11 protein-coding genes are annotated in these 13074 nt (G+C 41.2%); 9 read left to right on the forward strand and 2 right to left on the reverse strand.

Features of this window, described 5'->3' with window-relative positions; genetic code table 11:
* Positions 1-3 precede the first annotated feature (3 nt).
* A complete protein-coding gene (locus K0S23_RS16420) occupies positions 4-840 on the reverse strand; it encodes an alpha/beta hydrolase (RefSeq protein WP_300359728.1) in 837 nt (278 codons plus the stop codon).
* A gap of 198 nt (positions 841-1038) precedes the next feature.
* On the opposite strand from K0S23_RS16420, the gene K0S23_RS16425 reads away from it, so the two are divergent.
* The 3 genes from K0S23_RS16425 to K0S23_RS16435 all read left to right on the forward strand — a co-directional run bounded on the left by K0S23_RS16425 (position 1039) and on the right by K0S23_RS16435 (position 4187).
* Complete coding sequence (locus K0S23_RS16425) at positions 1039-2418, forward strand: T9SS type A sorting domain-containing protein (RefSeq protein ID WP_300359731.1); 1380 nt, start codon at positions 1039-1041, stop codon at positions 2416-2418.
* Between the two features lie 497 nt (positions 2419-2915).
* Positions 2916-3221, forward strand: a complete 306-nt coding sequence (locus K0S23_RS16430) for a hypothetical protein (protein WP_300359733.1) — start codon at positions 2916-2918, stop codon at positions 3219-3221.
* Between the two features lie 99 nt (positions 3222-3320).
* Entirely contained in the window at positions 3321-4187 is an 867-nt protein-coding gene (locus tag K0S23_RS16435) for a hypothetical protein (protein ID WP_300359736.1), read from the forward strand.
* A 73-nt stretch (positions 4188-4260) separates the two neighbouring features.
* Here K0S23_RS16435 and K0S23_RS16440 read toward each other — a convergent pair whose 3' ends face one another.
* Positions 4261-4677: a hypothetical protein gene (locus K0S23_RS16440; RefSeq protein WP_300359739.1), complete on the reverse strand. Its 417-nt coding sequence runs from the start codon at positions 4675-4677 to the stop codon at positions 4261-4263.
* A 452-nt stretch (positions 4678-5129) separates the two neighbouring features.
* On the opposite strand from K0S23_RS16440, the gene K0S23_RS16445 reads away from it, so the two are divergent.
* The 6 genes from K0S23_RS16445 to K0S23_RS16470 all read left to right on the forward strand — a co-directional run bounded on the left by K0S23_RS16445 (position 5130) and on the right by K0S23_RS16470 (position 13036).
* Entirely contained in the window at positions 5130-6995 is a 1866-nt protein-coding gene (locus K0S23_RS16445; RefSeq protein ID WP_300359742.1) for a hypothetical protein, read from the forward strand.
* A 182-nt stretch (positions 6996-7177) separates the two neighbouring features.
* Entirely contained in the window at positions 7178-8461 is a 1284-nt protein-coding gene (locus K0S23_RS16450) for a C1 family peptidase (protein WP_300359745.1), read from the forward strand.
* A 264-nt stretch (positions 8462-8725) separates the two neighbouring features.
* Positions 8726-9835 carry a VWA domain-containing protein gene (locus K0S23_RS16455; protein ID WP_300359747.1) on the forward strand — a complete coding sequence of 370 codons (1110 nt, stop codon included), beginning with the start codon at positions 8726-8728 and terminating at the stop codon, positions 9833-9835.
* Positions 9836-9885: 50 nt separating this feature from the next.
* Positions 9886-11349: a magnesium chelatase gene (locus K0S23_RS16460; protein ID WP_300359750.1), complete on the forward strand. Its 1464-nt coding sequence runs from the start codon at positions 9886-9888 to the stop codon at positions 11347-11349.
* Positions 11350-11690: 341 nt separating this feature from the next.
* Positions 11691-12101 carry a gliding motility-associated C-terminal domain-containing protein gene (locus K0S23_RS16465; protein WP_300359752.1) on the forward strand — a complete coding sequence of 137 codons (411 nt, stop codon included), beginning with the start codon at positions 11691-11693 and terminating at the stop codon, positions 12099-12101.
* On the forward strand, positions 12098-13036 hold the full coding sequence (locus tag K0S23_RS16470) for a PorP/SprF family type IX secretion system membrane protein (RefSeq protein WP_300359755.1): 939 nt from the start codon (positions 12098-12100) through the stop codon (positions 13034-13036). Before K0S23_RS16465 ends, K0S23_RS16470 begins: the two co-directional genes overlap by 4 nt.
* Positions 13037-13074 lie beyond the last annotated feature (38 nt).

Genomic DNA, 13074 nt, shown 5'->3' on the forward strand with positions numbered 1-13074 from the left:
ATCCTATTTAAACCTCACCGCTTCACCTTTAAACGGCTGTGAGATCCAATTCCCAACAATCGAATTGAATAAATCCGGATTCAATGTTGGAAAACGGTGTACTTCTCCGGGTGAAATACTCAGGCTTGAAAAGCGGATATTCCGGTAGATCCAAAACGTATGTTCCTCCTTGATCACATCCCGGTCGCAGGACATAACCAGTACCGGAATCGAAATTTTCTTTAAATCTTCGGCAGTAATATGCGGTTGAAATTCCATCATGCGGTATTTCTGCTGTTCCAATTTCCAGTTTTTTGTAGAATCCCCTTTTGCCAGCATTTCTTCGGCTTTCACACGGTCAGAATGGATTCCATTTGCAGTTTCAGGATATAGACCATCCGGCTCGGCATTTGCTCCATAAGACACTAATTGTTTCATCGTTCCCGGATAATAAATCGCCATTAATAAACCAATGATCGCTCCATCACTCTTCCCGATCACAGTTACGTTTTCCAGTTTCAATTCTGTTAGTAATTTTGCTAAATCACTTGCCTGCTGAATGTAGGTCAGAGAATCCGTCCCAAGCTCTGATTGACCGCGTCCACGACAATCCACCGCAACAACCTGGTACTTCTTTGAAAAATGAGCGATCTGCGACGACCAGCCTTTAATCCCGGTACCATTTCCATGGATCAACAGAATGGGTTCTCCTGTTCCATAGATCTCATAATACAAATTCACACCATTAATACGCAGAAATTTCCCCACAGCTTTATTGGAACCATACGGAACAGGATCCGGTTGGGAAAATCCCAAAAAAGAAATTAAAACCAGGGCAACAAGGGCAACGAATTGTTTCATGAAAAGTGAATTTAGTTCGGGATAACTATCCGGATAAAAATAGCTGAATTATTTCATTTTTAATGGAAAATATAGCTACGGAATAAACGGAACTTAACTCCTATACCAGATTAAATCTGATCCTAAAACCGATCCTCACCAACGCTTTTACTAACTTTAACGTTCAGTAGAAAACTGTATTCAATCAAAGCTAAATTCATGAAACTTGTCTTATCTATCCTCCTAATCGCATACACTTTTGCAGCTAGAGCACAATTCGGTACCGGTATTAACATAACTCCCCCTTCAGAAATTAATAATGCCTGGGCAGTTGCTGTTGCGGATCTGGATGATGACGGAGATAAAGATGTATTATCAGCATCGGAAACTGAAGGACACATTGCCTGCTATGAGAACATGGGGAACTTCACATTTGGTCCGAGACAGGTTATTTCAGATTCTGCTTCTGTAGCTCATAAAGTACATGGGAGTGATCTGGATGGGGATGGAGATCTGGATGTTTTATCAGCCTCAATGGACAAAATTGCTTGGTATGAGAATACAGGGAATTTCACGTTTGGTGTACAGCAAATTATTACTCAAGCAGTTGAATCAGCTCAGGATGTAACCACTGCAGATTTGGATAATGATGCTGATCCCGATGTCTTGGTTGCATCATTTGGAGATGATCGTATTACCTGGTATGAAAACCTTGGAAATGGAACATTTGGTCCGCAACAGGTATTTGATTTTTCAATGTTCTATGAACCAACGGCTGTATTTGTAACAGATTTGGATGCAGACGGAAAAGATGATGTTCTCGGAGCATTCCGTGATGGGATAGCCTGGTGTAAAGGTCATGGTAATGGAACATTCGATTATCGTTCGGAGATCATTGCTGAATGGGCCGAAAACAATGATGTATTTGCTTGTGATCTGGACGGTGATGGGCTTTCGGATGTGATTTCCGCAGGAAGGATGTCGGAAAAAATTAGCTGGCACAAAAATCTGGGCAGTGGAGTTTTCGGACCGCAGCAAACAATCATCCAATATGGAAACCCGAAAGCTGTGTATGCTGCTGATTTTGACAACGATGGAGATAACGATCTTTTGTCGACATATTATTCACTCGGTGAGCGTGTTCAGTGGCACGAAAACCAAGGTGACGGTAATTTTGAAGCACCTGTCCAGATCTCCGGCCCAATAAGCATGTTATCCGGTCGGGATGTAATTGCCGCTGACATGAATAATGACGGTTATACGGATGTACTGTCTGCCGCTAAAGCATCCGATGAAGAACTGGCTTGTTATCCAAATCTATTTGCTTTTGCCGGCCTAGCGGAAAGTAATTCAATTAATAGTTCGATTTACCCAAATCCTGCAAATGATCTTCTCCATATCGACTGGAATACTTCAGCAGAAAACGCTGTTAATATTACGATCTACGCAATTACAGGAGAAAAGGTCCGTGAATTGAATGACTTAATTTCAAATACTTATACCTTGAATATTTCCACTCTCGAGAAAGGTGCATACCTCGTCACTTTAATTGGTCGGGAAACTGACTTTCCATCCGTTCATTCCTTCATGAAAAATTAAATCTCCATTTATTGAGCGGAGCCTGGAGATCATGCATTATTCCGACATTCCGGAAAACTGCCCTGGTACAAGCTGCATTTATTGCCACCGGATGAAGCCATTCGCAAAACCCGGGAAAATTCCCCATCGAATTTCTAGATTCCCTGGAAAAATATACACTTGACCTACTTGCTATATTTGAAGCAGAAAAGTGGTGCCTGGCATATGTCTACCAGGTGAAAGATTATGACGGGAATATTTATTATGGATTCCTTGGAGCCAGGAAATTGACAAGCTGACAGTTGAATTTTGGGCTTGTGAGTAAGTTAACTAATATGTTAACAAGGTATTGATATAAAAACAGGTTAACCAACCCTTACAGCACAAAGTCAAAAAAACTGATATACAAACATTTAACACCATGTTGTAAACCATTTTATTAATTCGTTCACAAAAAAAAATCACCTGCCGATTTATGGAATCCCCTTCAATCCATTATCTCTATAAAAACAGTCCTTATGAAATCAATTCTGTATTCCATTCTTTTTCTCCTTACTGCAACTCATTCAGCTGCCCAGGCTCCTGATACCTCAAGCAATCTGTCCTCCCGGGATTCAGTTTATTTTTATATTGATGGAGTTAAAATAAGGTCTTGCAGAGGTAATCGTTTAAGCCTTGGTTCGGAAGATGTGCAAATTATGACAGGTGGACTTCCGGGAACTTATGGAGATCTAAATAGTTCTATTATTCGGATAAATGTTACCCCTTTACCAAAAACTTCCGTTCGAAGTTGTGACAAAGAACAAAATATGGCGAGGGAATAAACCTTCGGAAAGAATCAAAATGAGATTAGTTAGCGAATCCATGCAACTTAGAGGCAATATATTTCATCTGCATTAAGACTATTAAATTATACACTAAGCATGTTGCCAAATATCGGAATCGAAGCCAACCAACAAAAAGAGATCCACCTAAAATTGAAATCCTTCTTCCAAAATAGTAAGCTGGATTTTATGGAACAGTTGAAAGCTTATTACAACTATCAATTGGAACTTGTAGAGAAGCATGGACGCGAAGGCTTGATGGTCTTCCTGGATACGGAAACGCAGGTTTATGTGGACGGCGAGAATAACCGGAGCCTGGAGATCATGCATTATTCCGATGTTCCAGAAAGCTGTCCCTGGTACAAGCTGCATTTATTGCCGCGGGATGAAGCTATTCGCAAAACCTGGGAAAAATTCCCAATCGAATTTGTTGATTCCCTGGAAAAATACACACTTGACCTGTTTGCTATATTTGAAGCAGAAAAGTGGTACTTGGCATATGCCTATCAGGTGAAAGATTATGACGGGAATGTTTATTATCAATTCCTGGGAGGCAGGGAACCGAATTCGGACGCAAAACTGCCGAAGGACTTAATGAAGGCCGGATGGAAAATGCCGGAAGATCTAAAGGAACTGTACTCCGTTCACGGAAATTTCGGGAATCTGAAAGGCGCTTTAAGGAACCAGCTTTCACATTGCATCGCAGCTGCTGAGAAATTGGAAACATCTTTAACTTTCCTCGAAGACAAGATCGAAGAATGGGAATTGGACTACAGTTTTTTCGACCTTCTGCCTTTTTGGGAAGATGATGCTGGGAATTGTCAGAATTTCTACAAACCAGAAGCGATTGAAAATTCTTACGCAACGGTCGATTGGGACCACGAGACCAAAGAAGTTTCAGGTTATAGTACCTTGGCGGAGTTCATCGATTACCAATTTGGGCGCACATTAAGAGAAGATCACTAATTTAATTACGAATTCTTAGTTCCGAATGCGAATGAAATAAAAGTACCTAAACTTGTGAATTCGTAATTCGTAATTATAAATACCGCGCCTCGATTCCCTTTGCTTGGAATTCACTTACCATTTTTTGCTCCCGGTCGTAAAGCAAGATTACTTTTTTGAGATTGGGAAGCAATTTCACATCTTCTGTTGAGGTAATGTTGAACTCGTCTCCTACTCCATCCCAATAAGGGATGACCTGGTGATAAGCTTTGTGGTAATTTTGGTCGATAATCTCTACCTGATCCAGTAATTCCTGTGGAATATCCAGGTCTTTAAAGAATTTCTTCACTCCAGGTGCAGCTTTTGAAGGATGCTTCGCATTGTCAATTTTGCGCCATTTTTCAGGACCAACAAACGACTTGACGTCAAAAGCGGGCTGTAGCAGTTTTTTGCTGTACATCAGTTCCTGGATCACAGCCAATTTAAAATTGAAATCTTTGAATTTCGGCATCTTTAATCAATTAATCACGGATGCAAATTACGAATTATTTCACTCAATATTTTGACCGACAACAATCTTAATTAATTCAAAAGCACTAATTTGGTATCAGCATGATCATTTCAATTCTCATACCACTCGTTTCTTTGCTTTGTCCTTTCCTGATCTTTTTGGATTACCACAAAAGAAGTAATATCCATCTTGCAATTAGTTATGTCATTGTCTTTTTCGGACTTGTTTTTTTACTCTCAAAAGTCATTTACTATTATGGAATGTTTCTGGCCTTATCCGCACCGATTCTGATATTGATAATGTGTATAATTAAAAAGAAACACTGATAATCAATCTGTTAAGCCATGAAATTAACAGGTAAAAATACCTGTTTTTTGTTCTTTTTACTTATAAAAATGCTGAAATCGGATTTAAAAAGCTATTTTCGCATCGAATTTTAAAAATCACTATTTATGATTAGAGTACTACACTTACCAATTCTTGCGTTTACATTTTTTATTGGTCTCAAAGCTTATGCACAGCCCTGTTCCGTTGTTCTCAGCGCCTCAGATTCGCTGGTATGTTCCGGAGACGGAATAACCCTTAACGCCCTTGCTAACGGACCGGACATTCAGCTAATGGCCTCCAATACAGCTGGAAACAACCACCGTGGTAACATGTTCGACATCGTCGCAACAAATGCAGTTACCATTATGTCATTCGACGCTTTTCCAATGGGAAATACTACCATTGAGATTTATTACAAAGTTGGTACCTGGAACGGGTTTGCCAATACACCTTCTGCCTGGACATTCGTTGGCTCTGCTCCAGTGACTTATACAGGTGGATTCTCAGCCGTACCGGTAGATGTGAACATCACTATTCCCGCCGGACAAACTTATGCATTCTATGTAACTTCGAACACTTCCGCAGTTAGCTTGAACTATTCGAATGGTACGAATGTGGGCAACGTTTACAGCAGTGATGCAAACATTACTTTCCTGGAAGGGGGCGGTATGGAATATCCGTTCACACAAAATACAGGTGCCGTTTATCAGCCACGTGTATGGAACGGGAATATTCATTATGCATTGGCTAACCAACCGGGAACTACCATTACCTGGGGTACCGGAGAAACAACTGAATCCATTTCGGCAGCACCAACTTCTACAACAACCTATACTGTTTCAGCAAACGTTACGGGATGTCCGGCAACATTTGATACATTGGACGTAGCTGTTTCCATTCCTGTGGTAACGGCACATGCACCTCTTATAGTTTGTGCTGAAGATAGCGTTGTGCTTTACGGTACAGGTGCCGAAAGCTATACCTGGGACAATGGTGTAACTGATAGCCTTGCTTTCGAGGCAATGGCCACAACAACTTATATTGTAACCGGTACTGATTCCGTCGGATGTATAGAAAACGACACGATCACTGTAACCGTAAATCAGCTTCCGAACGTGAGTGCCGGTGCAGATTTCGCTGTTTGTGAAGGTAATGACATTACACTTACAGGTCAAGGGGCGGATACATACAGCTGGAATAACAGTGTTACGAATAACACACCGTTCGAACCCGCCAATACAGCTACATACATCCTAACAGGAACAGATGCTAACGGATGTATTAAGAAAGATACGATCACGGTAACCGTTAATCAAACTCCAATTGTTTCGGCCGGACCGGATTTGGATCTTTGCCAGGGCATCCCGCATGTATTCTCAGGAAACGGTGCTCAAACATATACCTGGAACAACGGGGCAATTGATGGTACGCCAATCATCCCTGTAAACGGAACATACATCGTTACCGGAACTGATGCTAACGGATGTTTCGCAAGCGACCAGATGACAGTTACCATTCACAATGTCATGTCTTCCATTTTTGCATCAGGAGGAATCTTAACTGCAGGTACTCTTGTAGACATGACTGCTCAGTGGGTAAACTGCTCCGATATGTCCGTAATCCCGGGTGAAACAGATGTAATTTTTGAACCTGCACATGGGGGAAGCTACGCGATAATCATCCAGGACAATGTATTCGGTTGTATCGATACTTCGAACTGTGTACAGGTTGATTTTGCTGCAATTAATGAAATGCAGGCAGATGAATTAAGCGTTTATCCAATCCCGACAAACGGCAAGATTACAATCGTTTCACAAGGTGCGGTAATTGAGCGCCTGGAACTGATCGACCTGCTTGGAAAAGTATTGGAAACAGCTGAGCCAAACACGCTTCAGACAGAACTGGATCTTTCGGCTTATGAATCAAACACCTTCTTTCTACGCACTTATCGTGCAGGTCAAATGACCTTGCTGAAGGTAGTGAAGAACTGATAAAAGATACGTTCAGGTTGACAACTCATAAATTGTCAACACCCAACAAATCCCGGTAAGTACTTGCTTGCCGGGATTTGTTTTTTTAATAAATCAAAACATTGATTATTAGAAATTTATCCTGTCCTGATTTCACATCTTGATTAATTTATATCTTTAGTTTAAAATTTAATCTACTATTCATGAAACACAAAGATCTGATTTTTGCACTAGTTCTTTTTATTACCCCACTCTCTTTTTCCCAAAATTACGGGATGGGCGGTATCCCGATGAATGAAAGCGATTACAGGAGTATTCCGCTTGCTTCTACTGCCGGAATGGGCGATATCCCTTCGTATAAAGATTTATCCTCCTGGTTTCCTTTACCCGGACATCAAGGGGGGCAGGGTTCATGCGTAGCCTGGGCTGTAGGTTATGGTTTGAAAAGCTATCAGGAAGCTGTTGAAAGCCGAATAAAGCCTGTAAGTTCAGATCGGATTTTCAGTCCGTCTTACTTGTATAATCAGGTCAAAATAAGTGGCTGTGCGGAAGGTGCATATCTTTGGAAAGCACTTGATTTTCTAAAAACAACAGGTATCACAAACTTAAACGAGTTTCCTTACGACCAATACGATTGTTTCAGAATACCCGGTGATAATTTAAAATTCAGTGCGAACAGAAATAGAATTGCCGATTACAGAACCGTGGATTTTAAAAATGCCATGAGTGTGAAAAGTCAAATCGCATCAAATTTCCCTGTTCCGTTCCTGATGGAGGTAGATGAAGGATTTTATAAATTACCGTATGGACAGGTTTATAACATCCCTTCCGGCAAAATACTGGGACATCATGCGATGGTAGTTGTCGGTTATGATGATAACAGAAACGCCTTTAAAGTTTTGAATTCGTGGGGTACAGACTGGTCAACTGGAGGATATGGCTGGATTTCATACTCCATATTTGCACAAAAAGTTGTCGAAGCATATTCGGTTCAGGACATTGTAATTTCGAATACAACCGAAGAGCTTCCATTAGATTTGCCAACTCCTCCTCAAATTACCAATGCGAATATGACTGTAATTATGTCGCAGCCAATCATTACTCATGATATTTGGGGAGTGTCGCCTACAGGGAATGCACTTGGAATGAAAATCAATGTACCCGGAACAATCTTCAATGCTCAAAATTCTCAGGGACAATTAATTGTTCGGTTCTACATGCCAGATGGAAATCCTTTAATTGCAAACATACAGGAATTCAGTTATAGAGACTTATATGGTCTTTGCGCAGCAGGAACCCAAGCACTGCCTATTTTAAATAATCAGGCGGAACTGGGAGCAATTGATTTGTTCATTCCTTATTATGCATTAAATCTTATTCCAACTAACGGAACCCGTATATATGACTTAGCTGCCGTGGCTTCATTCTACATTAACAATTACGAAAAAGGAAGATCTCAATTCACACCCTTCCAGGTAAGGTTTTAGAGTCATTCAAAAGACACAAAGCATGATAAGTTAATCATGCTTTGTATTTCGTACTGGTTTTATATCCTTTATTCTTAGTGATTGATCAAAAAAACAGAAGGAATTCAAGCTATTATTTAACGAATTTTAAGGACCCTGTTTTCCGAAGGATTGGATTTATTCGCTTACCTTTATTCGCTCAAAATACAGACTTCATTCAATACTCATTTGACCGAATATTTTCATCCAACTCACGGTCAATCAACAACTAAAACAAACAACACCATGCGCAAAGGATTTGTATTCACACCCTATTCTGCCCCCGAGCAATCGCCTTTTGAGCGGCTCTTCGAGATTTTCAAGGAATTGATCACTCATACTTCAGGTGATTTTGACGAAGCCATCGACTGGCTCCGCGTACTTGACAAGGAATACGAACTCACCACCGCCGAATACACCATTGATGATTTCATTGAAGACCTCCGGAAAAAGAATTTCATCCGGGATAAAGCAGGTACAGAAGGAAGCGGCGGAGCAGAAATTACTGCTAAAATGGAACGCGCAATCCGTCAGCATGCATTGGAGCAGATCTTCGGGAACTTAAAGAAAAGTGGTCTTGGAAATCACCGCACCAAACACAGCGGAAACGGCGATGAACAAACCGGCGATTACCGGCAGTTCAGTTTCGGAGACGGATTGGAAAAGATTTCCATGACAGAAAGCCTGCGGAATGCACAGATCAACAATGGAGCGGGTGAATTCCAGCTCCACGAGCGCGACCTGGTTGTAGAAGAAAGTTTCTACAAAGCACAAATGAGTACGGTTTTAATGATCGATATCAGCCACAGTATGATTTTATACGGTGAGGACCGTATTACTCCAGCTAAAAAAGTAGCCATGGCTTTGGCAGAACTGATCAAAACCCGTTATCCGAAAGACACACTCGACATTTTAGTATTTGGCGATGATGCCTGGGCAATTGAAGCAAAGGAACTTCCTTATCTGCAGGTTGGCCCCTATCATACCAATACAGTTGCCGGACTGGAATTAGCCATGGATTTATTACGCAGAAAACGGAATACCAATAAGCAGATCTTTATGATCACGGATGGAAAACCAAGCTGTGTTATCGAGCCAGACGGTTCGTACTATATGAACTCGAACGGATTGGACAAATACATTGTGGACAAGTGTTACACAACCGCACAGCAGGCACGGAAACTCCACATTCCGATCACTACTTTCATGATTGCACAAGATCCGTATTTACAGCAATTTATTCAACAATTCACTGCTGCAAACCAGGGAAAAGCATTTTACACCGGGATCCAGGGTCTGGGACAAATGATCTTTGAAGATTACCAGACAAACCGGATTAAACGGATCAGAGGATGACTTCGACTCAGTCCTCAACAAATTAAAAATTACAGACACAAACAAAACGTATGAAATCAATTACAACATTGGGCGAATTAAAGGCCTCAGGATACCAGACAAAAAGCGTTAAAGAAGAATTACGCACGAATTTAATGGCAGCATTGAAATCCGGCAAACAAACCTTCGAAGGCATTCACGGTTACGAAAATACGGTTATCCCCGAACTGGAACGCGCAATCTTAGCGAAACACAATATCAACTTACTGGGATTACGCGGTCAGGCAAAAACCCGGCTTGCCCGTTTGATGGTAAACTTGCTGGACGAATGGATGCCTATCGTTCAGGGTTCTGAAGTAAATGATGATCCCTTGGCTCCGCTTTCGCGCTATGCAAAAGATCTGATAACCGAAAAAGGAGATGAAACACCGGTTTCGTGGGTACACCGTGAAGAACGTTTCGCTGAAAAGCTGGCTACTCCTGACGTAACCATTGCCGACCTCATCGGAGATGTGGATCCGATCAAGGCTGCCAATATGAAATTGTCTTATGCAGACGAACGTGTGATCCATTTCGGTATGATTCCGCGGGCAAACCGCTGTATTTTCGTGATCAATGAATTACCGGATCTGCAGGCAAGAATCCAGGTAGCACTCTTCAATATCTTACAGGAAGGTGATATTCAAATCCGCGGTTTCCAATTGCGGTTTCCATTAGATATACAATTTGTCTTTACTGCAAACCCGGAGGATTACACCAACCGTGGAAGCATTGTAACACCACTAAAAGACCGCATCGGCTCCCAAATTTTGACACATTACCCGGAAACAATCCAGGTTGCCAGGATGATCACCGAACAGGAAGCAAAACTCGAAGGCGATCAAAAGGAAAACATTTCAGTTCCCGGCCTGGCTATGGACCTGATCGAACAAATAGGATTCGAAGCACGCGACAGTGAGTACATCGACGTGAAAAGTGGCGTGAGTGCACGCATGAGTATTTCAGCCTTTGAAAATTTAGTGAGCACTGCCGAATTGCGCGGTTTGAAAAGCAAGAACCCTAAGACCAGCGTTCGACTGGCAGATTTTTCAGGAATTATTCCTGCACTGACAGGTAAAATGGAGTTGGTTTACGAAGGCGAACAGGAAGGAAGTACTTATGTTGCAGAGCAGTTGATCGGAAGAGCTGTAAAAACACTCTTTGAAAGTTATTTCCCGAAAGTAGAAAAACTGGAAAAACCGGGAGAGAGCGGACCCTACCAGGAGATCGTTGACTGGTTCTTTGAGCAGGATGAGTTTGTCCTTTCCGAAGATGCCGATGACAAAACCTATTATGCTCAGTTGGATTCCATCGCGCCTTTGGAAGCACTGATCCAAAAATACCAGCCAAAAGTTCTTGCTGCTGAAAAGCATTTTCTGAAAGAATTTGTTTTATGGGGATTAGTAGAAAGTAAAAAACTGAGCAAATCGCAAATGAATAACAACACGACTTTCAGTGATCAGTTCAGTTCTTACGTGCGAGGTGGTTTGAACTAAAGACACAAAACTAACAACATAGAAGGGATTCGCATAACGAATCCCTTCTTTACATTTAGATGTTTTTAGTTAGAATTGATTCGAATTTTATTATTGTAAGAATTTTCTTTATTCCAGTCTTAATAACACAGGATTAGTACACTGCGTTGGTGGGCAACATAAAACAGGTGCATTTCTTCTGCTCCTTCTTTAGATCCCATCTTCTATTGATTCAGTAATCTCTTCCGGATTAAAAATATCCCTGAACCAATTGTTCTATCAATCAACTCAAAAATATTATCGTTCTTTTTTAGGCATAATGCTTTAAAATGCTGACTTTTGTGAAAGAAAAACTTATCCGAATGATCCGATTCCTATTTTTAGTTCCACTATTCATCCTTTCTCTTGGTTTCATGGAGAAAAAGAAAACTAATTTCACTGTTGAAAGCGCACAGGTATCCACTCACGAATTTGATGATACATTGAAGATAAACGACCTGGTATTCGCAGATTTCTTTTCTCCGAATGGCGATGGATACAATGATCAGTTTATTATCCTGAACGTACAAAATTATCCTAGAAATTATTTAAAAGTCTTTAACCGCTGGGGAGAAACGGTCTATTATGCATCTCCTTATATGAACGGATGGGACGGAAAAAACAATCAATCAAATCCGATGCTCGGAGAAGAATGCTCAACGGGCGTTTACTATTTTGAGTTTAATGATGGAACAGGAAATAAAGCATCCGGAAAAATAACATTGAAACGATGAGAAAAATTTATTCACTTTTGGTGTTATTGGCTTTCACGTTCACTTCCAATGCACAATTAAGAAGTTTGTACAATCAGTACATGCTGAACCAGGCAGTATTCAATCCTGGATACATGGATATTACCACCCGCTATAGTGCCACACTTCATTTCAAAAAGCAATGGATGACCGTTCCTGAAACTCCGATGACTTTTACGGCAAACGGTCATTACCACATTACTCAAAACCACGGGGTCGGAGCTATTGCTATCAGTGATTTTGCTGCGGGTGTTAATTCTTTGGAAATCGGCGCACTTTATAATTATCACATTTGGCTGGGAGAAAAAACGGCGCTTGGTTTAGGTGTGAAAGTTGGATATCAGCAGCGTTCACTGCAAACAGATTACATTTACTTCAGTGAAAAAGAGCCGACTTTGGACAACCGGGTTTCACGTGGAGTGAACTTGGGACTTGGTTTATCGATTCAATCCGAGAACTTTGATTTCGGGGTTTCCATGCCTAGTATTTTCGATAATGCACTGGCTGATCCGTCGAATATTTACACGACCACTTACAACCATTTTTACTCCCATATCGGGTACAAAATCCGCTTTAATGACAATGTGATCCTCTACCCTACAGCGATGGCCAGAATGGTGAAAGGTTCCAAGCTGAACATGTCTTTTGACGGACATTTCCTCTTCGGTCAGTTCGTCTGGGTGGGCGGTGGTTATCAGTCCGACAATTCCGTAACGGGGAGTCTGGGTTTTTTCCTGGAGAAAGGCTTACGCATTGTTTATACTTATCAAACGAGTACGTTTACACCGCATAAGGCTTTGGAACATTCACATGAAATCACCTTAAACTTTGCCCGAACGATCGATGATCTGCCTTTTGCGAAAAGAAAGTTTATCACTAGAAAAGGAGGACAGTTCCGTAAGAAGCAGAAGTGGTAAAAACACTTACAATCCTTGTGTTTAGGTATGAACCATAT

This window comes from Fluviicola sp. (assembly GCF_029266855.1).
In the GTDB taxonomy this organism is placed as follows: domain Bacteria; phylum Bacteroidota; class Bacteroidia; order Flavobacteriales_D; family Crocinitomicaceae; genus Fluviicola.

Coding starts and splice junctions, on each gene's coding strand:
- K0S23_RS16440 (WP_300359739.1), bottom strand. CDS start 4,677: ATGCCGAAATTCAAAGATTTCAATTTTAAATTGGCTGTGATCCAGGAA.
- K0S23_RS16445 (WP_300359742.1), top strand. CDS start 5,130: ATGATTAGAGTACTACACTTACCAATTCTTGCGTTTACATTTTTTATT.
- K0S23_RS16420 (WP_300359728.1), bottom strand. CDS start 840: ATGAAACAATTCGTTGCCCTTGTTGCCCTGGTTTTAATTTCTTTTTTG.
- K0S23_RS16455 (WP_300359747.1), top strand. CDS start 8,726: ATGCGCAAAGGATTTGTATTCACACCCTATTCTGCCCCCGAGCAATCG.
- K0S23_RS16470 (WP_300359755.1), top strand. CDS start 12,098: ATGAGAAAAATTTATTCACTTTTGGTGTTATTGGCTTTCACGTTCACT.
- K0S23_RS16435 (WP_300359736.1), top strand. CDS start 3,321: ATGTTGCCAAATATCGGAATCGAAGCCAACCAACAAAAAGAGATCCAC.
- K0S23_RS16460 (WP_300359750.1), top strand. CDS start 9,886: ATGAAATCAATTACAACATTGGGCGAATTAAAGGCCTCAGGATACCAG.
- K0S23_RS16465 (WP_300359752.1), top strand. CDS start 11,691: ATGATCCGATTCCTATTTTTAGTTCCACTATTCATCCTTTCTCTTGGT.
- K0S23_RS16425 (WP_300359731.1), top strand. CDS start 1,039: ATGAAACTTGTCTTATCTATCCTCCTAATCGCATACACTTTTGCAGCT.
- K0S23_RS16430 (WP_300359733.1), top strand. CDS start 2,916: ATGAAATCAATTCTGTATTCCATTCTTTTTCTCCTTACTGCAACTCAT.
- K0S23_RS16450 (WP_300359745.1), top strand. CDS start 7,178: ATGAAACACAAAGATCTGATTTTTGCACTAGTTCTTTTTATTACCCCA.